The organism is Novosphingobium guangzhouense (assembly GCF_002896965.1).
Classification (GTDB): domain Bacteria; phylum Pseudomonadota; class Alphaproteobacteria; order Sphingomonadales; family Sphingomonadaceae; genus Novosphingobium; species Novosphingobium guangzhouense.
The window spans coordinates 136,404-161,054 of the sequence record NZ_LYMM01000002.1 but is presented as its reverse complement, the minus strand read 5'-3'; the positions used below and the strand labels follow the sequence as shown (position 1 = coordinate 161,054).

At 64.0% G+C, this 24,651-nt stretch carries 21 protein-coding genes; 5 read left to right on the top strand and 16 right to left on the bottom strand.

Translation table 11 applies throughout. The features are described 5' to 3' along the window. Positions 1 to 46 precede the first annotated feature (46 nt). The 3 genes from A8V01_RS02210 (at position 47) to ftsH (ending at position 5,352) form a co-directional block, all read left to right on the top strand. Complete coding sequence (locus A8V01_RS02210) at positions 47 to 2,152, top strand: hydantoinase/oxoprolinase family protein (RefSeq protein ID WP_103094325.1); 2,106 nt, start codon at positions 47 to 49, stop codon at positions 2,150 to 2,152. A gap of 102 nt (positions 2,153 to 2,254) precedes the next feature. Then, the gene (locus A8V01_RS02205; RefSeq protein WP_103094324.1) at positions 2,255 to 3,301 is read left to right on the top strand and encodes a sensor histidine kinase; all 1,047 of its coding nucleotides are present in this window, start codon (positions 2,255 to 2,257) and stop codon (positions 3,299 to 3,301) included. Between the two features lie 122 nt (positions 3,302 to 3,423). Further along, positions 3,424 to 5,352: an ATP-dependent zinc metalloprotease FtsH gene (gene ftsH / locus A8V01_RS02200; RefSeq protein WP_103094323.1), complete on the top strand. Its 1,929-nt coding sequence runs from the start codon at positions 3,424 to 3,426 to the stop codon at positions 5,350 to 5,352. A 96-nt stretch (positions 5,353 to 5,448) separates the two neighbouring features. On the opposite strand, the gene A8V01_RS02195 is transcribed toward ftsH, so the two are convergent. From A8V01_RS02195 to A8V01_RS02135, 13 genes are all read right to left on the bottom strand, one after another. Then, complete coding sequence (locus A8V01_RS02195; protein WP_103094322.1) at positions 5,449 to 6,498, bottom strand: DUF3667 domain-containing protein; 1,050 nt, start codon at positions 6,496 to 6,498, stop codon at positions 5,449 to 5,451. Between the two features lie 85 nt (positions 6,499 to 6,583). After that, entirely contained in the window at positions 6,584 to 7,393 is an 810-nt protein-coding gene (locus A8V01_RS02190; protein WP_103094321.1) for a ParA family protein, read from the bottom strand. Between the two features lie 80 nt (positions 7,394 to 7,473). Further along, positions 7,474 to 7,818: a DNA-directed RNA polymerase subunit omega gene (gene rpoZ, locus A8V01_RS02185; protein WP_103094320.1), complete on the bottom strand. Its 345-nt coding sequence runs from the start codon at positions 7,816 to 7,818 to the stop codon at positions 7,474 to 7,476. 97 nt (positions 7,819 to 7,915) lie between these two features. Further along, on the bottom strand, positions 7,916 to 9,097 hold the full coding sequence (locus A8V01_RS02180; RefSeq protein WP_146037157.1) for a BamA/TamA family outer membrane protein: 1,182 nt from the start codon (positions 9,095 to 9,097) through the stop codon (positions 7,916 to 7,918). A gap of 87 nt (positions 9,098 to 9,184) precedes the next feature. Next, complete coding sequence (locus A8V01_RS02175) at positions 9,185 to 10,258, bottom strand: phosphotransferase (RefSeq protein WP_103094318.1); 1,074 nt, start codon at positions 10,256 to 10,258, stop codon at positions 9,185 to 9,187. Next, on the bottom strand, positions 10,255 to 11,472 hold the full coding sequence (locus A8V01_RS02170) for an acyl-CoA dehydrogenase family protein (RefSeq protein WP_103094317.1): 1,218 nt from the start codon (positions 11,470 to 11,472) through the stop codon (positions 10,255 to 10,257). The genes A8V01_RS02175 and A8V01_RS02170 overlap by 4 nt, the downstream gene beginning before the upstream one ends. Then, positions 11,472 to 12,035: a VOC family protein gene (locus A8V01_RS02165; protein WP_103094316.1), complete on the bottom strand. Its 564-nt coding sequence runs from the start codon at positions 12,033 to 12,035 to the stop codon at positions 11,472 to 11,474. The genes A8V01_RS02170 and A8V01_RS02165 overlap by 1 nt, the downstream gene beginning before the upstream one ends. 11 nt (positions 12,036 to 12,046) lie before the next feature. Continuing rightward, complete coding sequence (locus A8V01_RS02160) at positions 12,047 to 13,498, bottom strand: 2-oxo acid dehydrogenase subunit E2 (protein ID WP_103094315.1); 1,452 nt, start codon at positions 13,496 to 13,498, stop codon at positions 12,047 to 12,049. A 13-nt stretch (positions 13,499 to 13,511) separates the two neighbouring features. Continuing rightward, positions 13,512 to 14,525: an alpha-ketoacid dehydrogenase subunit beta gene (locus A8V01_RS02155; protein ID WP_103094314.1), complete on the bottom strand. Its 1,014-nt coding sequence runs from the start codon at positions 14,523 to 14,525 to the stop codon at positions 13,512 to 13,514. A 17-nt stretch (positions 14,526 to 14,542) separates the two neighbouring features. Beyond that, positions 14,543 to 15,532 (bottom strand): thiamine pyrophosphate-dependent dehydrogenase E1 component subunit alpha, encoded by a 990-nt coding sequence (locus A8V01_RS02150; RefSeq protein WP_103094313.1) that lies wholly within the window; start codon positions 15,530 to 15,532, stop codon positions 14,543 to 14,545. Positions 15,533 to 15,647: 115 nt separating this feature from the next. After that, a complete protein-coding gene (locus A8V01_RS02145) occupies positions 15,648 to 16,856 on the bottom strand; it encodes an acyl-CoA dehydrogenase family protein (RefSeq protein ID WP_103094312.1) in 1,209 nt (402 codons plus the stop codon). A 5-nt stretch (positions 16,857 to 16,861) separates the two neighbouring features. Beyond that, positions 16,862 to 18,025, bottom strand: coding sequence for a thiolase family protein (locus A8V01_RS02140; protein WP_103094311.1), 1,164 nt, complete (start codon positions 18,023 to 18,025; stop codon positions 16,862 to 16,864). Further along, a complete protein-coding gene (locus A8V01_RS02135) occupies positions 18,022 to 18,432 on the bottom strand; it encodes a Zn-ribbon domain-containing OB-fold protein (protein WP_103094310.1) in 411 nt (136 codons plus the stop codon). The genes A8V01_RS02140 and A8V01_RS02135 overlap by 4 nt, the downstream gene beginning before the upstream one ends. 163 nt (positions 18,433 to 18,595) lie before the next feature. Between A8V01_RS02135 and A8V01_RS02130 the strand changes: the two genes are divergently transcribed. Next, a complete protein-coding gene (locus A8V01_RS02130) occupies positions 18,596 to 20,230 on the top strand; it encodes a GMC family oxidoreductase (protein WP_103094309.1) in 1,635 nt (544 codons plus the stop codon). A gap of 274 nt (positions 20,231 to 20,504) precedes the next feature. Here the strand turns inward: A8V01_RS02130 and A8V01_RS02125 are convergent, their stop codons facing one another. Beyond that, positions 20,505 to 21,278: a helix-turn-helix transcriptional regulator gene (locus A8V01_RS02125; RefSeq protein ID WP_103094308.1), complete on the bottom strand. Its 774-nt coding sequence runs from the start codon at positions 21,276 to 21,278 to the stop codon at positions 20,505 to 20,507. A 180-nt stretch (positions 21,279 to 21,458) separates the two neighbouring features. Here A8V01_RS02125 and A8V01_RS02120 point away from each other — a divergent pair, with 180 nt between their 5' ends. After that, complete coding sequence (locus tag A8V01_RS02120; RefSeq protein WP_103094307.1) at positions 21,459 to 22,580, top strand: acyl-CoA dehydrogenase family protein; 1,122 nt, start codon at positions 21,459 to 21,461, stop codon at positions 22,578 to 22,580. Between the two features lie 80 nt (positions 22,581 to 22,660). Here A8V01_RS02120 and A8V01_RS02115 read toward each other — a convergent pair whose 3' ends face one another. Continuing rightward, the gene (locus A8V01_RS02115; protein WP_245892266.1) at positions 22,661 to 23,581 is read right to left on the bottom strand and encodes a GGDEF domain-containing protein; all 921 of its coding nucleotides are present in this window, start codon (positions 23,579 to 23,581) and stop codon (positions 22,661 to 22,663) included. Positions 23,582 to 23,893: 312 nt separating this feature from the next. Further along, positions 23,894 to 24,571: a helix-turn-helix domain-containing protein gene (locus A8V01_RS02110; protein WP_103094305.1), complete on the bottom strand. Its 678-nt coding sequence runs from the start codon at positions 24,569 to 24,571 to the stop codon at positions 23,894 to 23,896. Between the last annotated feature and the right edge of the window lie 80 nt (positions 24,572 to 24,651).

The following is a 24,651-nucleotide window of genomic DNA, read 5'->3' as shown; positions in this document are numbered from 1 at the left end:
ACCCCGAAACGGGGGAGGACAAGGGTCATAGTGCCGGGGGAGAAGAATGGCTTATCGCGTTGGTATCGACATCGGCGGCACGTTCACGGACTTCGCGCTGCTCAAGGGCGACGAAGTGGTGGTTCACAAGAACCTTTCGACGCCCGAAGACCGCTCGCTGGGCGTGATGGAGGGATTGGGCCGACTGGCGGAACAGGAAGGTCTGTCACTGCCGGATTTCCTCTCCCGCTGCGATGCGATCGTCCACGGCACGACGGTGGCCGACAACACCCTGATCGAGATGAACGGCGCGCTGACCGGGCTGATCACCACCGAAGGTTTCCGCGACGAGATCGAATACCGGCGCGGCTTCAAGGAGGATATCTGGGACGTCCGGCTGGAACCGCCCCGGCAGATCACCCCCCGCCGCCGCCGCCTGACGGTTCCCGAACGCGTCCTGCACGATGGTTCCGTCCACCGCGCGCTTGACGAGGACGCCCTGCGCGAAGCCTGCCGCAAGCTGCGGCTGCAGAACGTCGAGGCGGTGGCGATCAGCTTCCTGTTCTCTTTCGTGAACCCCGATCATGAACGCCGCGCGCACGAGATCGTGCGGCAGGAAATCCAGAATGCCTACGTCTGCGCCAGCCACGAAGTGCTGCCCCGCGCGCCCGAATACGACCGTACCTCCACCACCGTGGTCAACGCCTATGTAGGCCCGCGCGTCACCGGCTATCTCGAAAAGCTGGTCCAGCGGCTGGCCGATGGCGGCTATCGCAGGCAGCTGATGGTCATGCAGGCGTCGGGCGGGGTGATGAGCCGCGACTATATCGAGGGCGCGCCGATCCGCGTTCTTGCCTCCGGCCCGGCGGGCGGCGTAATCGGCTCTGCCCACTGCGGCGCGGCCAAGGGATGCCCCAACCTGCTCTGCGTCGACATGGGCGGCACCAGCTACGACATGTCCCTGGTGATCGACGGGCAGGCCCCGGCCGAAGCGGGCTGGAACATGCACCACCGCTACCTTGTCGGCGTACCGATGGTGAAAGTGGAGACGCTGGGCGCCGGCGGAGGCTCCATCTGTCACGTAAACGGAGGCATGCTGCAGGTCGGCCCGCGCTCTGCCGGGTCGGAACCCGGCCCGATCTGCTACGGGCGCGGGGGAACCGAGCCCACCGTGACGGACGCCCTTGTCATGCTGGGCATCCTTTCCACCGACCAAGGGTTCGCAGGGGGCAGCTTCACCCTATCGCGCAAGGGTGTGGTCGAGGCATTTCGCGCGCTGGCCCGCGATCTTGGCCATGCCAATGACAAACAGGGCGCCAACGACGAACAGGGCGCCGAACAGGCCGCATTCGACTGCTGGCGCGTGGTCAATGCCGCCATGAGCCAGGGCGTGCGCCGCACCACCGCCGGCAAGGGGATCGACCCGCGCGACCTCGTGATGCTGGCCTACGGCGGCAACGGCCCTGCCTTCGCGGCGATCCAGGCAGAGGAGCTGGGCATCGAAAAAGTGCTGATCCCCAAGGCATCGCCTACGTTCTCCGCCCTCGGCACGCTGGTCGCGAACCCCACCATCGACGAGGAACGCTCCTACATCGCATCCTCTGCCGCGCTCGATCTTGACCGCATCCGCGCCTTGTGGAGCCAGCTGTGCGAGCGGGCGGACCGGCACTTCAGCGCCGCCGGATTCTCCCCCGGATCGGTGCAGGCCAGCTACCAACTCAACATGCGCTATCCGGGCCAGAACTTCTCGCTCTCGTTCCCGGTAGAGGGCGATGCGCCTCTGCATGACCTGGGCTTCGTCGACGAAGGCTTCCCCGCCCGCGCCATCACCCTGTTCAACGCGCGGCACATGGCGGAATACGGCCACGTGCGTGAGAACGAGGTGCCGGAGATCTCCGGCGTGCGCCTTGCCGCGCGGGTGGAAACACCCTCGCCCAAAGCCGCCGGCGGCTTCGTAAGCAAAGGCCCGCCGCCGCCGCCGCAACGTACCCGACGCGCCAACCTTGGCCGTGGCTTTGCGATGGTGCCGATCCACTCCGGCCGCAGCCTGTCGCCCGGCATGGAACTGCAGGGTCCGGCCATCATCGAGGAGACTTTCACCACCATCGTCGTCTACCCCGGCTGGACCGCGCAAGTCGACGACGCGGGAGACTATCAGCTCGTCCGCTGCTGAACCATTTGCGCCGGATCGCAACCGCCGCCTCTTTCGCGCGTCTCTGTCATGCGATATCCCGCAATGGGCGCGGATCGCGCGAAGAGGTGATTGAGGTCCGCGTTGTACAGCCTGAGCCGATTCACCGAACGCCTCCCCTTCCTGCCGGACAGGCCGGGTGTGCGTTACACGGCAACCATCGCGCTGTGCCTGTTCGCGCTGTGGCTGCGCTGGGCGCTCGATAGCGCATTCCCGCCGGGCTATCCGTTCCTGACGTTCTTCCCGGCGGTGATCCTCAGCTCGTTCCTGTTCGGGCCGCGTCCCGGCGTTCTTGCCGCGATCCTTTGCGGCATCTTCGCATGGTACGTGTTCATCCCGCCGCGCATGACCTTCGGCTTCGACCACGGCACGATCACCGCGATGCTGTTCTACACCGGGGTCGTGGCGGTAGACATCGCGCTTGTCCATTTCATGCAGGCCGCCAACGCCCGCCTCCACCACGCAAGAGAGGAAGTGCGCACACTGGCCGAGGAACGCCGCCAGCTTGCAGAGCGGTCCGAACTGCTGTTTCAGGAAATGCAGCACCGGGTCGGCAACAACCTGCAGATGGTCGGCGCCGTATTGTCGCTGCAGATGCGCAACCTTCAGGAGCCGGTCGCCCGCCGCGCCCTGTCCGATGCCGCCGCCCGCCTGCAGGTGATCGGCAACATCCAGCGCCAGCTCTACCATCACGATGGCCGCCTGGTTCCGCTTGACCGATTCCTGCAGGAAGTCTGCGCCAAGACCATGTCCTCCAGCGCCCGCCCCGGCATCACCTGCTCCGTCGAGGCGCTGGGCGACATCGTGCTGCGGCCGGACAGCGCCGTACCCGTGGCGCTGATCGTGACCGAAGCGATCGCCAACGCCATAGAACATGGCTTTGCCGATGACCGTGACGGCACCATCACCGTGCGCGTCACCCGCCAGAACGGCGGCGTGGTTCTGCACGTGGAGGATGACGGGCACGGGCTGCCGCCGGGCTTCGACCCGGCTTCGGCCGACTCGATAGGGCTGCGCATCTCACGCGTGCTCAGCCGTCAGCTGGAAGCACGCATCGCCCTCGAAAATGCGCAAGCCGGCACCCGGATGACGCTGGAACTGCCGCCTTCCCGCCTTGCCGAAGGGGCATAGATGCGCGGCTTGCGCCTGTTATGGCGGATATCGCGCCGAAACGACCGAGGTTGCTCCCGCGCTAACTTGTGATTCAGCGCCATGCGCCTACATTGGAGCGCGAAAGGACGGATTCCCGCAAAATGAACGACGACCAGCCCAACGGCAACCCATGGGTCAAGAGCCTGCTTGTATGGGGCGGCATCTTCCTCGCCCTTCTGATGGTGGTCTCGATGTTCGGATCGCGCGCCACCACGGGCCCCGCGATTCCCTACTCCGATTTCCGCGGAAAGGTCGCCGAAGGCAGCGTCGCCTCGGTGGAGATTTCCGAAGACCGCATCGACGGCAAGCTCAAGAACGGGGACAGCTTCACCACCGTCCCGGTCCCCGGCGACACCACGCTGACCGACCTGCTCCAGCGCAACGACGTCAAGTATTCGGGCAAGGAAGCCGAACAGGGCAGCCTGCTGCTCTACATCCTTGCGCAGACCCTGCCGTTCCTGCTGATCGTCGGCATCGCCTTCTTCGCGCTGCGTCAGGTCCAGAAGGGCGGCGGCTCGGGCGCGATGGGCTTCGGCAAGTCCAAGGCCAAGATGCTGACCGAACGTTCGGGCCGAGTCACCTTCGATGACGTCGCCGGCATCGACGAAGCGCGTGAGGAACTGGAGGAAATCGTCGAATTCCTGCGCGATCCCACCCGCTTCTCCAAGCTGGGCGGCCAGATCCCCAAGGGCGCGCTGCTGGTCGGCTCGCCGGGCACCGGCAAGACCCTGCTGGCCCGCGCCATCGCCGGTGAGGCCGGCGTGCCGTTCTTCACGATCTCGGGCTCCGACTTCGTCGAAATGTTCGTCGGCGTTGGTGCATCGCGCGTGCGCGACATGTTCGAACAGGCCAAGAAGAACGCGCCCTGCATCGTCTTCATCGATGAAATCGACGCCGTCGGCCGCCACCGTGGCCATGGCCTCGGCAACTCGAACGACGAACGCGAACAGACGCTCAACCAGCTGCTGGTCGAGATGGACGGCTTCGAAGCGAACGAAGGCATCATCATCATCGCGGCAACCAACCGTCCCGACGTGCTCGACCCCGCGCTGCTGCGCCCCGGCCGCTTCGACCGTCAGGTCGTGGTGCCGGTGCCCGACATCGAAGGGCGTGAAAAGATCCTCGCCGTGCACATGAAGAAGGTGCCGCTGGCGCCTGACGTGAATCCGCGCGTGATCGCACGCGGTACTCCGGGCTTCTCCGGCGCCGACCTTGCCAACCTGGTGAACGAGGCTGCCCTGCTCGCCGCACGGCGCAACAAGCGCCTTGTCGCCATGCAGGAATTCGAGGACGCCAAGGACAAGGTCATGATGGGCGCGGAACGCCGTTCCATGGTCATGACCGAAGACGAAAAGAAGATGACCGCCTATCATGAGGCCGGTCACGCCATCGTCTCGCTGAACGAAGCCGCTTCGGACCCGATCCACAAGGCCACCATCATCCCGCGCGGCCGCGCGCTGGGCATGGTCATGCGCCTGCCTGAGCGGGACAGCTATTCCTATCACCGCGACAAGATGCTGGCGAACCTGTCGGTCGCGATGGGCGGCCGCGTGGCGGAAGAGATCATCTTCGGCTATGACAAGGTGTCTTCGGGCGCATCGTCCGACATCCAGTACGCCACCAGCCTGGCGCGTTCGATGGTGACCAAGTGGGGCATGTCGGACAAGCTTGGGCCGATCCAGTACGAAGACAGCCAGGAAGGCTATCTCGGCATGGGCGGCACCCAGCGCACGATGGGTTCGGGCGAAACGAACAAGCTGATCGACAGCGAAATCCGCGCGCTTGTCGAAAACGCCCATGCCCGCGCAACGCAGATCCTGAACGACCAGAACGAGGCGCTGCACACGCTGGCGCAGGCGATGCTGGAATACGAAACCCTGTCCGGCGACGAGATCAAGCAGCTTCTCGAAACCGGCAATATCGGCCGTCCTTCGGAACCGCGCGGTCCGTCGGCTCCGCGGCCGCTGACCGGCTCTGCGATCCCGAAGGCAGGCCGCCGCTTCAGCGGAACTGCACCGCAGGGCGCGTAAACCCCCGGTCCACGGGTTCTCCCCCAAGGGAGAATGCAGGAGGGGCGTCAGGGCAGGACCTGACGCCCCTTTTTTGTCGCCCGTCTTGCCGCCGCCCTACAGGCTGGTCTGGGCCATGATCATGGTGAAGAACATGGCAAGGGCCAGGCCCGAAAAGACAAGCAGCATTGCCCCGCGCCACAAGGCGCTGAACCGGCTGATGCCGTAGGCTCCACGCAGCTGGCGATACATATGCAAAGGCGGCACGAAGATCAGGAATGCCGCGATCTCTGCGGCACCCAATGCCCCCCCGATCATCGCCACGATGGCCAGCAGTGTCATGAAGCACAGCGAATACGTCACGAAGACGGTATGATCATACAAGTGGAAGCGGCGGCTGAACGGAAACAAAAGCCACAGGAACGGCACCGATATGGGGATCAGCGCCCAGCTGTATTTGTAAGCGTATGTCTGAAGCTTGTAGCTTGCGAGATCGGGATTGGACCGGAACTTCTTGATCGCCTTGTCCAGCGTGGGAATATCGCTGACCCGCCGGTCCGGGTCCACCTTCAGATCGACACCCTCTGCCTCCACGTCGCGCAACGTATTCAAAGCCTCGCGCTGCGCGCTCAATTGCGCGTCGACGCCTGCAATCGTCTGCCCCTTTGCCGCGGCCGCCTTCTGCCTCGCCTCCAGGGCGGCGATCTCACCTTCGATCCGCTTGATGCTGTGCTCCACGCCCTGCGCATTGCCCGTGTGCGTCGAGGGTTCCTCATGCCCTTCGGTCGCGTGAAAAACCGCGAACATCAGGAAGATGCAGAAAAGAAACAAGGCGATCGGCGACACGTAACTGGCGCGGCGGCCATCGATATACTCACGCGTGAGGCGTCCGGGGCGCCACGCCAGCAGCGGTAGCGTGCGCCAGATCTTGCCTTCGAAATGAAAAACGCCGTGTAGCAGGTCATGGAAGAATGCCCCCAGGCTTCGGTGCACGTGCGCTGCCTGACCGCAGGCATGGCAATGCGATCCCACAAGATGCGTGCCGCAATTCAGGCAGTCCGTTTCATGCGTGTGGCCATCCTGCGCCGCCCCATGCCTCGGTTCGACCGCCATGGCAGCTGCGGTGCCCTGCCCAAGCTCCGCCAATCCTTCACTGATCCCGCTCATCTTCGCCCCCCGTTTGAAGATCGACGAAACCTATGCCGGGATCGCCATCCGTGCAATGCGGACGGGGATAGCGCCTATCCGCGCTTCAACTGCGCTGACCGAGCTTCTTTTCAATCGCGCCCCACAGCCGCGCAAACGCCTGCGCTGCCGTGCTTTGCGGTGCCAGCGCCCCTACCGGCTGGCGCTGGACGGCGCATTGTTCGACGGCGCTGGCATAAGGGATGGCAGGCCAGTTCGGGTTCGTTTCATGCGCCTGCTTGTGCAACGCCCGGCGCATGTCGAGCATCGAGAGCACCGGCAGGATCGGCGGATGCCGCTTAGTGTTCCCGGCGATCTCCCGGACCACGAGGTCGAAGGCGCGCGATGAAAGCGGCGATGGCGGCAACGGCACGATCACAAGGTCCGCCGCGCGCACGACTTGCGCCGAAAGTTCATTCATCACCGGCGGGCAATCCAGGATGATGCGCGGGTAATCGGCCGAAAGTTCTTCGGTCAGCTTTGCCAGTCGCTTGCGCTTGCCGATCTTTACCAGCTGCGCATCGAGCGTGCGGATCGATTCATCGGCGGGAAGCACGTCGAGCCCGTCGAACGCGGTGCGCTGGATCAACCGCGTCGGCGGTCTTTCGCGCGCGAAGACTTCTTCTGCCAGCCGCGTTTCCTGCGGTTCGAGGCCATAGAGGAAGGCCGATCCGCCTGCTGCATCAAGATCCCACAGCAAGGTCCGATGCCCGCTCTGCACGGCAGAGCACCATGCCAGATTGGCGGAGAAGGTCGTTTTCCCGACGCCACCCTTGACGCTGTAGATGGCGATGGTGGCGCCGCTGCCGGCTGGAGAACCCTGCTCCCCCTCGGACGCACGAAGGGGACCGGCCCTTTTGGGCGGTCCCCCGGTCAATCCGATGATACGTGGCAATTTCGATTTAGCGGACACATCCGCATCGTTGCCTGCCGAAAGCCGGCAGTCAACGGTTACGATCAGCCGTCGTAATCACCGCCCAGCGACGTGTTGCGGGTCGGAGCCGACGCAGTGATGCGCAGGGCTTCGGCCGACTGGCTGAGCGAACCGATATCGTCCATTTCGTCATCATCATCGGGCAGCACGCGCTGCATCGAGGTGACGAGCGTTTCCTTGAGGTTGCTCGGCGTGACGGTCTGTTCGGCGATTTCGCGCAGGGCCACGACCGGGTTCTTGTCACGGTCGCGGTCGATGGTCAGCTCCGCGCCGCCCGAAATCTCACGCGCACGCTGCGCTGCGAGAAGGACGAGGTCGAAGCGGTTGGGGATCTTGTCGACGCAATCTTCGACAGTAACGCGCGCCATGGGCACTCCCGGTAAAGAATCTGTGGGATCGGAAAGGGCCGCAATTAGGGCCGCAGGCGGCGAAAGTCAAGGAAATGGCGGCGCCGGGCGGCATGGCCTAGAACGCCTCCGCAATTCCCAGATACAGCCCCGACGAATCGCGGCCCACGGCAAAGTCGAGACGCACGTTGATGTTCGTATCGCGTGATGGCTGGAACCTGAGCCCGGCCCCGGCTGCGGGCAGGAAGCGGCTATCGTCGATACGGCTTAGAGACGGCGCGATGCCTCCGACCCCGGCAAAGACCACTGCGCCCAGCCGTCCTTTCAGCCGTCTACGCAGTTCGCCTTGCATCGCCCAGCTGGCGCGATCACGATAGCGCCCGGTCTTGTACCCGCGCAGATCGTTGTTCTGGCCATACAGGCAAAGGCCATAGAACGGCGCATTGGACGAGGCCGCGCAAATTCCGGCATGAAACGCCAGAACCGACCTTTCCGCAACGGGGCGGTAGTAACTAACCCCCGCAGTCAGCCGGTTCGATCCGAAATCGCCACCCAGCGCCTTCAGGTCGAACAGCCATTCGGCATGGGCATAGAGCCCCGATCCGGGGTTGAGGCTATCATCGCGCGAGTCATACGTGACGACCGGACCAAGCTGCACCAATCGGCTGTCAGCCATGCGGTCCGGCACGACGAGGTCCGGATATTCAGGCTCGGCATCGCCTGACGCGTCGATATCGAGATACATCAGGCGCGCCCCCAGATACGTACGGTTGGCAAGCCGCGTCTGTGCCTGCAGACGGATCACCGTCATCCGCTGGTCCAGCTCGGTCGACACGTTCCGGTCACCGGCCTGCGCGCCGATACCGTAATAATCGGCCACGATCTTGCCCGTGGCGACCAGCCCGTTCAAGCGGATGCGGTCGTCGTCAAGCGACATGGAATGAAAGCCGCCCACCAACCAGTTGCCGTTGCTGGTCTTCATGACTGCCCCGCCCGAAATCCATGGCGAAGGCGCGCCGTTGGGATTGTAGAACGCCACCCCCGCCGCGACGAGGCCCGTGCCCAGCGACGGGCTGGTGATCGGCAACGGCACTGCAAGAATGTCCCTTCCAGGCGTTATGGCGATGTCCGTCGCCTTTGCTGCGGCTTCGATCTGCTCCTCGATCTCCGAAACGTCATCGCCGGGGCCTGCGGCGGATGCGGATGCGGCACTGCAAAAGGCCGCCAGCACAGGCAGAAACGCTGCGGTACGCCACGCAAAAGCGGACAGGAAGCGAGGCAAAGGCGAAAGTGCTTGCATGCAGGGCACAAGCCTATGTGCTTCGCGTTTGCAGTGTATCGGCAATTACCCCGAGAGATCGCGGCCCCTCGCCTCACCCCGAAAGGGTTACCCCCGCGTGAAGCTGAGCGCGAGCCTTGCCAGTTCGGGGAATGCCTCTGCCCGCTCCTTCGCCTGCGCGTTGGATGCGGTGCCCCGGATCACGCGGCCCTTGATACCGTGGAAGATCGCGGCGAGGCGGAAGAAGTTGAAGGCCATGTAGTAGCGGTAGTCCGGCAGCCCATCGCGCCCGGTGCGGCGGCAATAGGCGGCGACGTACTCCTCCTCGGTCGGGATGCCGAGGGCGGTGATGTCCGCCCCGCCCAGCCCCGCAACGATGTGCGGGGGCATGTGGTACATCATCGCGTTGTAGGCGAAGTCGGCCAGCGGATGGCCCAGCGTCGACAGTTCCCAGTCCAGCACCGCCAGCACGCGCGGCTCGTGAGGCGCGAAGATCATGTTATCAATGCGAAGGTCGCCGTGGATCACGCTGGAGGCGCCATCGTCCGCAGGCATGTTCGCCTCAAGCCAGGCGATCACCGCGTCCATATCCGCGTTGCGGCCCGCCGCCTCGTCCTCGAAGTACTGCTTCGACCAGCGGCCGACCTGCCGCGCGAAATAGTTGCCGGGCCTGCCGTAATCGCCCAGCCCGATCGCCTCAGGATCATGCGAATGGAGCTGTGCCATCGTGGCGTTCATCGCATCGAACAGCGCCGCGCGTTCGTCGTTGGAGACACCGGGGACGGTCGCATCCCAGAAGATGCGGCCTTCCACCATTTCCATGACGTAGAACCACGTCCCGATGACGCCATCGTCTTCGCACAGGCCATAGACCCGCGCCACCGGGAAGCCCGCGCCGTGGAGAGCCGTGAGCACCTTCGCCTCACGCTCAACCGCGTGGGCGCCTTTCAGCAGCTGCCCCGGCGGCTTGCGCCGCAGGACATAGCTGCGCGAAGGCGTCACCAGCTTGTAGGTCGGGTTGGACTGCCCGCCCCTGAACTGCTCGACCGTCAGCGGCCCGGCGAAGCCTTCGACATTGGCTTCCAGCCATGCGGTCAGCGCCGCCTCGTCGAAGGCATAGCCTTCGCGCACGGCAGTGGTGCCCGAGTTGGCGTCCGCGATATCGGGCGCAACGTCCGTCATGCCGGTTCGGCTTGCTTCGATGCCGCCGCTTCCTGCGCCTTGTGCCAGTCACGGCGGATCTTCTTGGCGAGGCTCCACTTGTGGACTTCGGTGGGGCCGTCATAGATGCGAAAGGCGCGCACTTCGCGGAACGCCTGCTCGACGATGGTGCGTTCGGTAACGCCTGTCCCGCCCATCACCTGCACGCAGTTGTCGGCGATCTTCATCAGCGCTTCGGACACCGAGACTTTCGCCATCGAGCTTTCCACCGTGCCCAGCGATCCGGTGTCGAGCACCGATGCGCACCAGTCGATCATCAGTTCGCACTGCTTGATGAGGATGGCATTCTCCGCCAGCATGAAGCCGACGCCTTCGTGCTCGATCAGCTGCTTGCCGAAGGCATGGCGGCGGCAGGCGTAGTCGCTGGCGATTTCATGCGCGCGCATGCAGGTGCCAAGCCAGCGCATGCAGTGCGAAAGACGCGCCGGGCTCAGGCGGACTTGTGCATATTTGAAGCCGTCGCCCGGATTGCCCAGCATATGCTCGGCGGGAACGCGCAAGTTGTCGATCGTCAGCGTGGCGTGGCCGCCCGGCATCGATGTGTCGATGGTGTTGGGAACCTCGTCGATGCGGATCGCGGCATCGGGCAGGTCCACCAGGAACATGCAGGCGCCGCCTTTGGTGTCCTCTTCCTCGGACGCGGCCATGACGATGCCCACCATCGCCCCTTGCGCGCCGGTGATGAAGGTCTTGCGGCCGTTGATGACCCAGTGGTTGCCGTCGCGGCGGCAGGTGGTCTTCATCATCGACGGGTCCGAACCCGCCCCGCCCCAGTCGGCGGGCTCGGTCATGAAGAAGGCAGAACGGCCCTTGCCCTCGACCAAAGGCTTGAGGAACCGCGCCTTCAGTTCGGGCGAGCCGACGTGGCCGATGAGGTACATGTTGCCCTCATCCGGCGCCATGGTGTTGCAGGCCAGCGGCCCCAGCGGCGAAAGGCCCGACTTGATCAGAACCACTGCCGTCTCGCGCTGGGTCAGGTGCGATCCGTCCGCCCTGATATGCGGGGTAAGCACGCCCGCCTCACGAGCCAGCGCGCGCATCTCCATGACCAGTTCGTCAGTCGGCGCGCCGTGATGATCGCGGCGCGGATCGTTCTCGTAAGGGACGATCTGCTCTCGCACGAAAGCCTCGACCTTGGCCGCCATGTCAGCTGCGTAGGGGGAAATCTCGGTCATCACTGCAGCACCCTGATCGGATCGGAGCCATCCCAGTCGCGGGCGGCGTCCTTCATCATCTGGAACAGACCTTCGGTGCCGGTAAGGGGCTGAAGGTATTCGATTACGTGGCCCGGTCCCTGGCCGGGATCGACATAGATCACCTCGCCATCGGCGCCCACCTTGCCTTCGACGATCACCTCTGCCCCGGCTTCGGCGCAGGCGCGGCGGGCTTCCTCGATCGATTCGACGAAGACGCAGACATGGTGCAGCCTGTCACGCACCGCATATTCGCCCGAATAGAGCGAAGGCGCATCGGAATCGGTCTTGATCAGCTCGATCTGGATATCGCCCCAGTAGGCGATGGCCATCGTGAACGTGGCCTCGGTAGGCTGGCCCTTGTACTTCATGTCATCGAGCCGCACGTCGTTGAGGACGAAGAACGGGCCGACGCCGACTGTCTCGATCCAGTACTTCATCGTCGCATCGAAGTCGGTCGGGAAGTAGGCCAGCTGGATCACGTCACCCAGCCGCTTGAGCGGGCCGGGTGCCGTTGTGGTCGTGTTGAGTGCCGTTGTGGTCATCGTGTGTCCTTTCAGGCGAACAGGCCCTCTGGCGCCTCGATCAGCCCCTTGAGCGTCTGCAGGAACTGCGCGCCGGCAGCGCCGTCGATGGCGCGGTGATCGACCGAGAGGGTGAACGAGATGCGCGTTTCGAAGGCCCAGGAACCGCCAGCACCGCCGTCATCCGTCTCCACCGGCTGGCGCAGCGCCGCACCCACGGCAAGGATTGCGCCCTGCGGCGGATTGATGATCGCATCGAAGTTCTCGATCCCGAACATGCCAAGGTTGGAGACGGAGAACGTGCCGCCCTCCATGTCTTCCATGCCCAGCTTTCCGGCCTGCGCCTTGTCGATCAGGCGGCGGGTTTCCACCGCGATCTGGTCGATCCGCATCAGGTCCGCCTGCCGTACCACCGGGGTGACAAGACCCTTGGGACTGGCCACGGCGATGGACACATCGGCGTGCGGGAAGCGATGGATTTCCTGCCCATGCACCTGCACATTGACGTCCGGGTGCTTCGCCAGCGCCATGGCCGAAGCCTTGACGATCCAGTCATTCACCGAAGCCTTGCAGCCCAGCACGACATTCGCCGTCTTGCGCATTTCCAGCAGCGCATCGGCGCTGGCCGACATGCGCAGGTAGAAGTGCGGAAGCTCCTGCTTCGCCTGCGTAAGCCGCTGCGCCACGACCTTGCGGACGCGGTCGAAGGGAACGACTTCGGGGCGGTTCTCACCCGCCACGAATTCAGGGGTGCCGATGGCGCCAGCGGAGGCCTTGGGCGCAGGCACCAGCGCCAGAACGTCGGCCTTGGAGATGCGGCCGCGCGGGCCGGTGCCGGTAAGTCCCTGAAGCGAAAGGCCGTGCAGCGCCGCGATGCGACGGGCGAGCGGCGATGCCAGCACCTTGAGATCGTCCACCTCGACCGGGACCGTACCCTTGAGAGACGGGCTGCCGGTGCCGCGAAGCGCCTTCACCACGTCCTGATGGGTGATACGTCCGCCGCGGCCCGAACCTTCGATCCCGGCGATATCGACGCCCTCCTCTTCCGCAAGGCGCAGGGCCTCGGGGCTGATCGGGCGGTTGGTGTCGATCTTGATACGCTGCTTCTCAGGGGCGGGCGCGGCGGCTGCAACCGGTGCGGGTTGCGGTGCCTTGGCCTTCTCAGCCCCCTTCGCAACGCCGCCCTCGGCGGGTCGGAATTCGGCAACGAAGGCGTCGATCTCGGCGTCCGAGTGCGCGCCTTCGTCGAACACCGCCAGCAGCGCGCCGACGGGTTCCTCGCCCGCGCCGCCACCCACGATGATGCGGCGCACGGTGGCTTCGTATTCGGCCTCGACCTCGTTGGTGATCTTGGCGGTTTCGATCAGGCACAGCGTCTGGCCGCGCTGGAAGGTTTCCCCCTCCTTCACCATCCATTCGGCGATTGTGCCCTCGGTCATTTCGATGCCCCACTTGGGCATCGTGAATGCGCGGATGCGGCTCATGTCAGCGCTCCCCTTAGCGGTATTCGAGCGTCTTGCGCACAGCGGCGGCGACCTTGGCCGGGCTCGGCAGGTAGGCGCTTTCCAGTTCGCGGGCGAAGGGCACCGGCGTATGCGGCGGCGTCACCATCTCGATCGGCGCCTTCAGGCTGGCAAAAGCCTTCTGGGCGACGAGCGCGGAAATGTCGGTGGCCAGCGAACAGCGCGGCGGGGCTTCGTCCACCACCACCAGACGGCCGGTCACTTCGACCGAATCGAGGATCGCTTCCTCATCCAGAGGCGAAGTGGTGCGAAGGTCGATCACGTCGCAGCCGATGCCGTCCTGCGCCAGATCGTCTGCCGCCGTTTCGGCGTAGCGGACCATCATGCCGCTGGCGACGATCGTCACGTCCTGCCCGGCGCGGGCAAGGCGGGCGTGGCCGAAGGGGATGCAAAAGTCCGGGTCGTCGTTCACTTCGCCGCTCATCGCGTAAAGGAACTTGTGCTCCAGGAAGACCACGGGATCGTCATCGCGGATCGCCTGACGCAGCAGGCCGCAGGCGTCTTCCGGCGTGGTGGGCATGACCACCTTGATGCCGGGCATTCCGGTCACGAACTGGCTGATCATCTGGCTGTGCTGCGCGGCGGCGTTATAGCCCGCGCCCACCGGCATGCGGATTACCGCCGGGCAGACCGACTTGCCGCCGAACATGTAGCGGAACTTGGCGATCTGGTTCCACAACTGGTCCATGCAAACGCCGATGAAGTCGGCGAACATGATCTCCGCCACCGGGCGTTTTCCGGCCAGCGCAAGGCCGCCCGCCGCGCCCATGATGGCGCTTTCGCTGATCGGCGTGTCGATCACGCGGTTCGGGCCGAAGGCGTCGTAGAACCCGGTCGAAGTAGACCAGATGCCGCCGATGGCTTCGGGCCCGCCCGCCGTGCCCATTCCCCCGGCAACGTCTTCGCCAAGCACGACGACGCGTTCGTCACGCTGCATTTCCTGGAAGATCGTGTTGCGGATGGCTTCGCGATACATCATTTTTGCCATGGGTCTCGCTCCTGCCGTCAGTAGCTGATGTAGACGTTGTCGAGGACGTTTTCCGGCTGCGGGCGCGGTGCCGCGCGCGAAGCCTGAACCGCGTTCTCGATGGCCTTGAGCGACTCGGTGTCGATCGTGTCGAGGTCCACGTCCTCAAGCAGCTTCGCGCCGGTCACGCTGGCGCGGAAGATCTTGAGGCAATCGCGCTCTGCCCGCAGACGATCGAGTTCGCCGTCGCCGCGATAGCGCTGCGGATCGCCCTCGAAGTGACCGAAGAAACGCTCGGTATCGAACTCAACCGCTGCCGGGCCGTTGCCGGGCGTCCGCACGTACTCAAGCACTTCACGGAAGGTGTCGTAGACGGCGAAGAAATCGGTGCCATCGGCGCGCCAGACCTTCATGCCGAAGGCTTCGGCGCGGCTGGCGATGTCGTTCGCCGTGCCCACCGCGTAGTCGACGCCCGTATGCTCGGAATAGTGGTTGTTTTCAAAGACGAATATGGCAGGCGCCTTGGTGACGACGGCCAGGTTCATCGCTTCGAACGTCGTGCCCTGATTGCAGGCCCCGTCGCCCGAGAAGGCGATCGAGACGGCCAGCTTGCCGTTCTCGTCCGGGCCGTCGATCTTGTTGGAAATCGCCGCGCCCACCGCGATCGGGGCGCCTGCCCCCACGATGCCGTTTGCGCCCATCATGCCCTTGTCGATGTCGGCGATGTGCATGGAACCGCCCTTGCCGTTGCAAAGGCCCTCCTGGCTGCCCCAGATTTCCTTCATCATGCCTTCAAGGTCGCAGCCCTTGGCAAGACAGTGACCGTGGCCACGGTGAGTCGAGACGATCTTGTCACGCTCGGTCAGATGTTCGCACACGCCCACCGCGACCGCTTCCTGACCGCTGTAAAGGTGCGTGAAGCCCGCGATCTCGCCGGTCTGGATTTCCTCATGGAGCCGTTCCTCGAATTCGCGGATCAGCTTCATCTGCCGATAGGCGCGGGTCAGCGCCTCGCGGTTCAGCTGCATTTCGGATTCCTCTCGTTGATGGCGTTGATACGCGGGGGCTTCGACAGGCTCAGCCTGAGCGGATTTGAGAGCCGGTTGCTCATCCCGCCCCGCTCATGCTGAGCTTGCCGAAGCATCACAGGCCCAGCACCGACTTGGCGATGATGGTGCTTTGAACTTCATTGGTGCCGCCGAAGATCGTCCAGGCACGACTGTTGAGATAACGCGCCGCTGCGACTTGCGCGGCGCTGGAATGAATTGCGGCGGGCGCGCCCTCTCCATAAAGCGGGCGTGTGGTTTCCAGCTGGAGGCCGGCGGCTCCGTAAAGATCCACGGCCAGCAGATCGATCTCCTGCCGCAAATTGGAGGCCAGCAGCTTGGTCAGCGATGTCTGCGGACCTGCCGGGCGGCCTTTGGCGATTTCAGAGATGATCTTCAGTTCGATCATTTCCAGCGCATTGACCGCAAGCCGGGCCTTCGCCACCCGGCGGCGCCAGTCGGTCTGGTCGGCCAGAATGCCGCCCTTGCCATCGCTCTCCCCCTTCGCGGCCGTCTCTATCTGGTCAAGATCGTAGCCCAGCTTGGGGGCATGGCAAGAACCGCCGCGTTCGTTTTCGAGCAGGAACTTGGCGATGGTCCAGCCATCCCCTTCCCCACCGACAAGGTTTTCGGCAGGCACGATCACGTCTTCAAGGAAGACCTGGTTGACCTCGTGGTCGCCCGCGTTGGTCAGGATCGGACGGACCGAGACGCCGGGTGTCGCCAGATCGATGAGCAGGAAGGAAATGCCCGCCTGCTTCTTCACTTCCGTATTTGTGCGGACCAGCGTGAACATGCGGTTGGCGTGATGCGCGTGGGTGGTCCAGATCTTGGAGCCGTTGACGCGGTAATGGTCCCCCTCCCTGATCGCCCGCGTCTTTAGGCTGGCAAGATCGGACCCCGCGCCCGGCTCGGAAAAGCCCTGGCACCAGTAATCCTCACCCGAAAGGATGCGCGGCAGCACTTGCGCCTTCTGCGCATCGCTGCCGAAGTTGTAGATCACCGGGGCCAGCAGCTTGAGACCCAGCACCGTCAGGTTCGGCGCGCCCGCCGCCGCGCATTCCTTTTCGAACAGGTAGCGCTGCAACGGCGTCCAGCCGGTGCCGCCGTGCTCAGCGGGCCACTGGTAGCCAAGCCAGCCCTGCTTGTGCAGCACCGCGTTCCACGCCTGCCCGATTTCCGGCTCGACGAAGACCGACGGGGTGGCCGCAGCGCCCGCCTTGACCTCTGCCGGAAGGTGATCGCGCAGGAAAGCGCGGACCTCTTCGCGGAACGTTGCGTCTTCAGGGGAAAGTTCGATGTCCATTCGCTTCAGCGTTCCAGAATAGTGACTGCGGACACGCCGGGTGCGCCATAGACGTGGCTGTAGGCCGTCTTCGGGGCACCGGGCACCTGACGACCGCCGCCGTCTCCGCGCAGTTGCACGACGTTTTCATAAACCTGGCGCAAGCCCGACGCGCCGATCGGCTCGCCACAGGCAAGGCAGCCGCCATCGGTATTGACCGGCAGCGCGCCGCCGATCTCGGTGCGTCCCTCGGCCAGCCACTGCTCCTGCTCGCCATCGGCGCAGAAGCCGTTTTCGGCCATGTGCATAAGTTCGGCGCCTGCTTCGGTGTCCTGCAACTGGGCCACGTCGATGTCGCCCGGCCCCATCCCGGCAAGGCGATAGGCATCGGCGGAGGCAATGCGCGAAGCCGTGCCCCGCGGGCCGCTGTCATCGGCCACCACGTCCACCGAGGGCGCGAACACTTCGAAGCTGCTGGGCGGACGGGTGCGCATGGTCGCCGCCTTGAGCCGGATCAGCGGCTTGCCCAGTTCGCGGGCCTTCTTCTCGCTGGCAAGGATCAGCGCCACGCCGCCCTCTGCCGGAGAGCAGAACATGTACTTGGTATAAGGATCGCTCACCAGCGGCGCTTCGAGGATCTCTTCCAGAGACACCGGCTGACGGCGCCATGCATGAGGTGCGTGGACGGCGTTGCGGAACGCCTTTTCCGCCACCATGCCCAGGCTCTTTTGCGAAATGCCGAAGAGGCTCATGTAACGCATGATCTTGGCTGCGAAGAATTGCGTGGTGACCATCTGGCCCACTTCGCCGTACCAGTCGGGAAGGTTGTATTCGCTGGGCAGCGCATTGAAGGCGCCGCGCGGATGCTTGTCGAAGCCGACCGCGACGCCAAGATCGAACTCACCCGACTTGATCGCCATCTGCGCGCTGAAAAGCGCCGATCCGCCCGCCGCGCAACCGTTGCGCACATTGATGAACTGGACGCCGGTAAGGCCAAGGCGGTCGACCATCGTATCCGGATTGCCCGCAGCATCCGAACTGCCATAGGCGAACTGGACCTGCGGCCATTCGACGCCCGCATCGGCCAGCGCCTCGCGCACGGCGAAGACGCCCTGATCGACGCCGGAAAGGCCATCGGTACGGCCGAAGCGGTGGATGCCGATGCCGACGATGCATACGTCGCCGCTCATGCTGCGCCTCCTGCTGCCGGAGCCGATACGGGTACGTAGGCGGGGATATAAGGGCTGTCCGCAAGCTCCGGGTTCAGCGGCGACGGCGCAAAACGCACCGCCATGCCAACCTTCACATCGTCGAACGCAACGTTGTTAAGCCGCGCCTCGACGATGACCTGCCCCGGCAGTTCGACATAGGCGACGACCCACGGCGCGAACGCTTCGGGCCCGGCATAAGGCGGCGTCTTGGGGCGGAAACGCTGGACGGTATAGGACCACAGCGTTCCTTCGCTTCCCAGCGCGACGGGTTCATAAGTTTCGGACGACGGGCACGGAAAGACGATGCGGCCGGTTTCCCGGTCCTTGCCGCCGATCAGACGCGGGGGCGTCTCTTCGGTAAACAGGCCTTCGGCAATCGCTTTCATCTCGCTCCCGATCCTTCAACGTTCGCCGGTACTTGAAAGTCCGGCCATGGATTCGGTTTAAGCGCGTCGCCGCAGCATTTGTGACTCACCAAAACGATAGGATAGCCATTGCGCTAGTTCGTGCGACGCCTTGGCCAACAACAGGCCGCGGGAGAGACGCACCATGCCGAAGCAGTGGGATTACATCATCGTGGGCGCAGGCTCGGCAGGCTGCGTCATGGCCGAAAGGCTGAGCGCGGACGGCCGGACGCAAGTGCTGGTGCTGGAAGCTGGCGGCGAAAACGACAGCTTCTGGGTCACGCTGCCCAAGGGCGTTGCCAAGCTGGTCAAGCGGCCGGAGCACATGTGGGCCTACCACGTCGCGCAACCCCGAGATCCCGGCGCCAACGAGCCGGGCGCGGGCGAAGTGTGGATTCGCGGCAAGGGCCTTGGCGGATCGTCCTCCATCAACGGGATGATCTGGAGCCGGGGCGAGCCTGCAGACTACGACGCGTGGGAACGCGAGGCCGGAGCAACCGGCTGGAACGGCGCCAGCATGACCGCCGCCTTCCTCGAACTGGAGGACCACAAGGCCGGTCCCGCGCCCATGCGCGGCAGCGGCGGCCTCGTCCGCGTCGATCCGGCCTGCTACACTTATCCGCTGGCCGAACGCATGATCGAGGCGGGCGAAGCGCAAGGGCTGAAGCGTGTCGACGACCTCAACGGCACTCCCGGCCCGCGCGTCGGCTATTACAGCCACAACATCCGCAAGGGCCGGCGCGATTCTTCCGCGCGGACGTATCTGGCGGTGGCGCGCAAGCGGCCCAATGTTACGGTCGTTACGGGCGCCATGGCCGATCGCATCGCCTTCGAAGGCACCCGCGCCGTTGCGCTGGAAGCCACCGTCAACGGCAGGCCCGAACGCTTCGCACTGGCGGCAAACGGCGAAATCGTGGTGAGCGCGGGCGCCATGGAAAGCCCCCTGCTGCTCCAGCGTTCAGGGATAGGCGATGCTGCACGCCTTGCTGCGGCCGGGATTCCGCTGGTGGCGCATTCACCGGACGTCGGCGAAAAGATGATCGAGCACCTTTCGATCTCGATGCCGTTCCGGCTGGACCGTGGCAAAGGCACCAACAAGAGCTTCTTCGGCATCGGCGCCGCCTTCGCCATGCTGCGCTATCTGCTGCGCGGCGACGGCGTGCTGGCAACCGGCCCGTTCGAAGTTGGCGCGTTCTGCAACGTTGCCCATCCTGACGGGCGCACGGACGCGCAGTTCTATCTTGGCGGCTACACCTTCAAGGTCGGCGACGACAAGGATCCGGTACCGCTCGACAAGATCGACCCCAAGCCCGGCGTCACCATCTACGGCCAGCTTCTGCGCCTGACGAGCGAAAGCAGCGTGCGTGCCACCGGGCTTTCCTCCAGTGACGCTCCCGAAATCCTGCACAACTTCCTGTCCACCGAGCATGATCGCAAGTCTGCGATCGCGCTGGTCCGGGCCATGCGCGACTATGTCCACGCAGGCCCGCTGGCGAACATGGTCGGTGAGGAGCTGGTGCCCGGCGCCCAAATCGAAAGTGACGAGGACGTGCTGGCGATGTTCCGCCGCCTGTCCAGCTGCGGCCTTCACGCCATCCGGTCATGCCGCATGGGGTCGGACCCCGACGCCGTGGTAGATCCGCGCCTCAGGGTAAACGGCGTCCAGGGCGTGCGCGTGGCGGATTGCTCCATCATGCCCTGGCATGTCACCGGCAACACAAACGCTCCGGCCATGGCCGTCGGGCTGCGCGGGGCAAAACTGATGCTGGAGGACCGCTGATCCCTGACGGATAAAGGTGGCGACCATCGCTCAATGCAATGTGTCGCCACCCTTGCGGGCTAGAACCCCACCGAATTGAGTATCCATGAACGAAGCGGGGCGAAGAGCGCCGCGAAGGCGGCAAAAATCACCAGAAGCTTGAATAGCAAGGCCGTATGCATCTTGCGTTCCATCGGCATCCCTCTCTTTATGTTGTGTCCCGAGTGTATCAACAAAATCGGGTTGCGAAAGAGGGTAACGCGACACGCATCGGCGATACTTCCCCGCCGCTACATCAGTTTTGAAGCGAGATGTAACCCAGCTGCGCAGCCTTGAATACGGTCTGGCTACGGTTGACGGCGTTCAGCTTGGTAGCGGCATTGTGAATGTGGAACCGCACCGTGGCGCGGCTGCGCGACATGATCATGCTGATTTCAAGGTCAGTCTTGCCGATGGCAGCCCAGCGCAGGCATTCGACCTCACGCTTGGAAAGGCGCGATTCCGGCGGCAGCGCCTGCGTGGACCCCATGATCTGCACGTAAGTTGCGATGAACGTGCGCGCATAAAGGCCAAGCGCATCGGAGTAGCGCACGAAGTCTTCAGAAAGATCGGTCTTGTCACGATCCAGCGGGTTGAAGCTGACGGCGCCGATCTGGCCGAACGGCAAGTGCACCGGCACCCCGATCGCCGCGCGGGTCAGCGCGCGCGTTTCGAAGTTGCCGATATCGATGGAGGATAGATAAGCGTTGGGCTCCAGCGTGCGGAAGCCTTCTGCATTGGCCCAGAAAGGCTGGCTTTCGAAGCGGCATGCGGTCGTCAGCGGACTGTCGAGGGCAATGCGCGAATTGCGCCACCACACCCGGTCCCCATCGCCCCAGCCGAACACTTCGGTGGCCAGCAGGTTGCCGTCTGCATCCACCGGGGTGCGCTTGTCAGCGATGTCATGAGCAGGGGCCGCGCGCATGCCGCATTCCAGCGCGATACGATGCAGCGCTTCGGCGGCCGGGCGGATGCCTTCGGGCGACGTCACGCGGACGGCGTCGATGTTTTCCTGTGACAGAAGTTGCATTGATGTCCTCTCGTGGCCCTTTCCTTAGCCCGCTGAATCGGGGGGCACAATCGCTTGAAGTGCCCAGATAGCGCGTTTTTATGACTAGTCTTTTGCCTAGCGGTCACGCTGCGTCGCTTGGTGGTAGACCCGGCCGAGTAACGGGGATCCCAAACGGGAATGCCCCGCCGGGAGTGGAATGTGAATTTCGATCTCAGCGAAGACGAAGAAATGCTCAAGGCCCTGACCGAGCGCTTCGTCACTGACCATTACGATCACGAAAGCCGTCGCGGTTTCCTGTCGGGACCGAACGGGTTTTCGAATGCAAACTGGCAGCTTCTGGGCGAACTGGGCCTGATCGCGGCACCATTCCCGGAAGAGCTTGGCGGCCTTGGCCTGGATGCCACGGGAATCGCGACGGTGTTCGAAGCGCTCGGCCGCGGCCTTGTGGTGGAACCGCTTGCCGAAGCGGTGGTCATGGCCGGACGGCTGTTCGCCGCCACCGCGCCCGAAGCGCTTCGCAACCTCTGGCTGGATGAACTGCTGGCCGGCAGCAAGCGCCTTGCGCTGGCGCATGTCGAGGCGAAGGCCCGCGACGGGCTGGATTGGGTCGAAACATCGGCTGCCGCTTGCGACGGCGGCTGGAAACTCGACGGTGCAAAGCCATATTGCGCAGCCGGCGGCGGGGCGGACTCCTACATCGTGTCCGCCCGGATTTCCGGTGAGCCCGGCGATCCGAAGGGCGTGGCCCTGTTCCTTGTACCGGCAGACGCTGCAGGAACGTCGCTGCATGACTGGCACATGGCAGACGGCAGCGTCGCCACGTCGCTCACTCTGGACGGCGTGGTCGTGCCTGCCGATCACAAGCTGTGCGATGACGGCCTTGCTGCCATCGCACGAACCAGCGACCTCGCCGCCCTTGCCCGCAGCGCGGAGGCGCTGGGAATAATGGAGCGGATCTTCGCCGAAACCATCGACTATCTGCGAACGCGCGATCAGTTTGGCTCCGCGCTCGGCTCTTTCCAGGCCATCCAGCACCGCATGGTGACGCAATACGCGGCGATGGAGCAGAGCCGTGCGCTGCTGAACCTTGCCCTGGTATCCTGGGGCAGCGACGATTTCGCCCATAACGTCCACGGCGCACGGGCCTACATCGCGGATGCGTCAGTAAGGCTGGGACATGAGATGATCCAGTTCCACGGCGGCATGGGGGTGACTGACGAACTGGCCATCGGCGGCGGCCACAAGCGCCTGCTGACGCTTTCGCGCTGGCCGGAAGGACCGCAGGCCGCACTCGACCGTTACGCCGGACTGCTCAATTGACCGCAACAGCGATCCAAGAAACCACAACCTGACGAAAGGGGCGGTCCCGGCAACGGCGCCGCCCCTCTTTTTCGCGGTGATCAGCCTACCGCGAGGCGAACCGGCTTTTCCATCTCCAGCCGATTGCGGCCCTTCGCCTTGGCGACGAAAAGCGCCATTTCCGCCCGTTCGATGGTTGAATCCAGGCTGGTGTCGACGGCGGCCACGCTGGCGCTTGCGGTCATCGCAAAGCTGCCGTCGCCGATCGTCTGCTTGAGATCCGCCAGCGTCGTCACGACGCGGCGGCAGATACCTTCCGCCTCAGCGGGCGTTACGCGCGGCAGGATGACGGCGAAACGCTCCGAACCGATGCGCGATATGATATCCTCGCTGCGAAGCAGTTCGCGAAGCAGGTCCGCAAACACGGTCAGCACTTCATCGCCCACGCTCTGCCCGTGCTGCATGTTGATCGTGCGGAAGAAATCGATGCTGAACAGTGCCAGACACCCGCCCATCTGCGAATCGAGCATATGTTCAAGCATCGAGATGAAAGCGGTGCGATTGGTCAGGCCGGTGAGCGGATCCGTATAAGTCGCAGTGAACAGCTTCTCGCTCAACGTGCGCAGTTCGTCCACGTTGCGCATCACGCCCAGCACGCCATAGGGCGCGCCATCGTGCCGCAGCAGTGCCCGCATCCGCAGTTCGAACCAGCGCTTGCGATCATCGCGGGTCAATGCGGGAAATTCGATCCAGTCGACATCCTCGCCCGCCATGGCGCGGGCATGCGCCTTGGAAATCTGCTGCTTCGCCTCGGGGGCAACAAGATCAAGGATATGGGGACCAACCAGCATCCCCGCATCGCCGCGTACCGCATCCCGGTGGGCATCCCGGTGGCCAAGATCGGCTATGCCTGACGTGGCATGCACGATGAAGCCTTTCGGGTCTGTCTTGAGAATCACGTCGGTCGTGCTCTCGGCAAGCATTCCGTAGAGGACGGAGCTTTCCTGGAATGTGAAATTCATGCCCATACCGAATGCGTCCCGGTGCCTGCTGTGAGCCGCCCGTTAACGACCGCAAGGCCGCATCGAATCTACTCACAGAACTTGCCTAAAACACTCCGCCAATAAAATTAACAGCTTTAACCATAGATATTTTGTTAATCATCATAGGCTGTTAGTTTTGTAAGTTAACAATACAACTGTTAAGAATTATTTAAGCCCAAATTTACCATTTAAATTTTGGATTGAGAATACAAAAATATATCGCGCGGACAGATCGCCCATCCTGCGCGATAGTTGGTTATTGTCGTTGCGGAAAAACGGATAGACCCTGAATCAAAGCTCTATCATGATGCGGACCTTGTCCGGCGTCGTTTCCACGGCGGCCGCGATCTGTTCCCGGCAGCGTGAAATCAGGTCCGTCAGACCGGGCACGGTCCTGCTTGGACGCAGTTCCGCCGTCTCGACGCCAAGCGCTTCTGCAATCGCATCCAGCCGTTCTTCGATCGGGCGGGCGCGCCCCTGCTCCCACGCCCATACGGTGGGTTTGCTGACGCCCAGACGGCTTGCGAGTTCGCCCTGCGTCAGCCCGCGCAGCTTGCGCAGCCGGTGGAGACGCTCACCAAGGCTTTCACCGCCGATCGCCCCTGCACCCACTGGCGCAGGCGCCGCGCCAAGGCCAAGTTCAGTCTGAACGGCACTGCGCAGCTGCGCGGCTCGCAATGTTGCACTGGGGATCGGGGCGTCGAATGCGCATCCGTATAGCGTGCCGCTTGCCCATATCACCCGTGCCCGCGCCAGCGGCGCTTCAGGAAGGTCAAGTTCCAGCACCTCGCCGATTTCAAGGTCGAGCTTGCTTTCAAGGAGCACGCCGGTTGCGGAGAAATTGTGGATTACCACCTGGGTCTGCACGCCCGATTCCAGCGCCCCCTGCGTTTCGAGCAACAGGCGTCGCCGCTCCGCACGAGGGCGGCCGTGTGCTTCAGGCGCTTCAAAATGGGCCGCAATGGGCATCAGTCCACCTCCGTTGGTGCAACGAACGTCCACTCGTTAGGTTAAGATTTGGTTAGTACCCGGACTAATGAAGCGCCGAC

Excerpts from the sequence above, each read along its gene's own strand:
- A8V01_RS02210 (WP_103094325.1), top strand. The coding sequence starts at position 47 with ATGGCTTATCGCGTTGGTATCGACATCGGCGGCACGTTCACGGACTTC.
- ftsH (WP_103094323.1), top strand. The coding sequence starts at position 3,424 with ATGAACGACGACCAGCCCAACGGCAACCCATGGGTCAAGAGCCTGCTT.
- A8V01_RS02195 (WP_103094322.1), bottom strand. The coding sequence starts at position 6,498 with ATGAGCGGGATCAGTGAAGGATTGGCGGAGCTTGGGCAGGGCACCGCA.
- rpoZ (WP_103094320.1), bottom strand. The coding sequence starts at position 7,818 with ATGGCGCGCGTTACTGTCGAAGATTGCGTCGACAAGATCCCCAACCGC.
- A8V01_RS02180 (WP_146037157.1), bottom strand. The coding sequence starts at position 9,097 with ATGCAAGCACTTTCGCCTTTGCCTCGCTTCCTGTCCGCTTTTGCGTGG.
- A8V01_RS02175 (WP_103094318.1), bottom strand. The coding sequence starts at position 10,258 with ATGACGGACGTTGCGCCCGATATCGCGGACGCCAACTCGGGCACCACT.
- A8V01_RS02170 (WP_103094317.1), bottom strand. The coding sequence starts at position 11,472 with ATGACCGAGATTTCCCCCTACGCAGCTGACATGGCGGCCAAGGTCGAG.
- A8V01_RS02165 (WP_103094316.1), bottom strand. The coding sequence starts at position 12,035 with ATGACCACAACGGCACTCAACACGACCACAACGGCACCCGGCCCGCTC.
- A8V01_RS02160 (WP_103094315.1), bottom strand. The coding sequence starts at position 13,498 with ATGAGCCGCATCCGCGCATTCACGATGCCCAAGTGGGGCATCGAAATG.
- A8V01_RS02155 (WP_103094314.1), bottom strand. The coding sequence starts at position 14,525 with ATGGCAAAAATGATGTATCGCGAAGCCATCCGCAACACGATCTTCCAG.
- A8V01_RS02150 (WP_103094313.1), bottom strand. The coding sequence starts at position 15,532 with ATGCAGCTGAACCGCGAGGCGCTGACCCGCGCCTATCGGCAGATGAAG.
- A8V01_RS02145 (WP_103094312.1), bottom strand. The coding sequence starts at position 16,856 with ATGGACATCGAACTTTCCCCTGAAGACGCAACGTTCCGCGAAGAGGTC.
- A8V01_RS02140 (WP_103094311.1), bottom strand. The coding sequence starts at position 18,025 with ATGAGCGGCGACGTATGCATCGTCGGCATCGGCATCCACCGCTTCGGC.
- A8V01_RS02135 (WP_103094310.1), bottom strand. The coding sequence starts at position 18,432 with ATGAAAGCGATTGCCGAAGGCCTGTTTACCGAAGAGACGCCCCCGCGT.
- A8V01_RS02130 (WP_103094309.1), top strand. The coding sequence starts at position 18,596 with ATGCCGAAGCAGTGGGATTACATCATCGTGGGCGCAGGCTCGGCAGGC.
- A8V01_RS02125 (WP_103094308.1), bottom strand. The coding sequence starts at position 21,278 with ATGCAACTTCTGTCACAGGAAAACATCGACGCCGTCCGCGTGACGTCG.
- A8V01_RS02115 (WP_245892266.1), bottom strand. The coding sequence starts at position 23,581 with ATGAATTTCACATTCCAGGAAAGCTCCGTCCTCTACGGAATGCTTGCC.
- A8V01_RS02110 (WP_103094305.1), bottom strand. The coding sequence starts at position 24,571 with ATGCCCATTGCGGCCCATTTTGAAGCGCCTGAAGCACACGGCCGCCCT.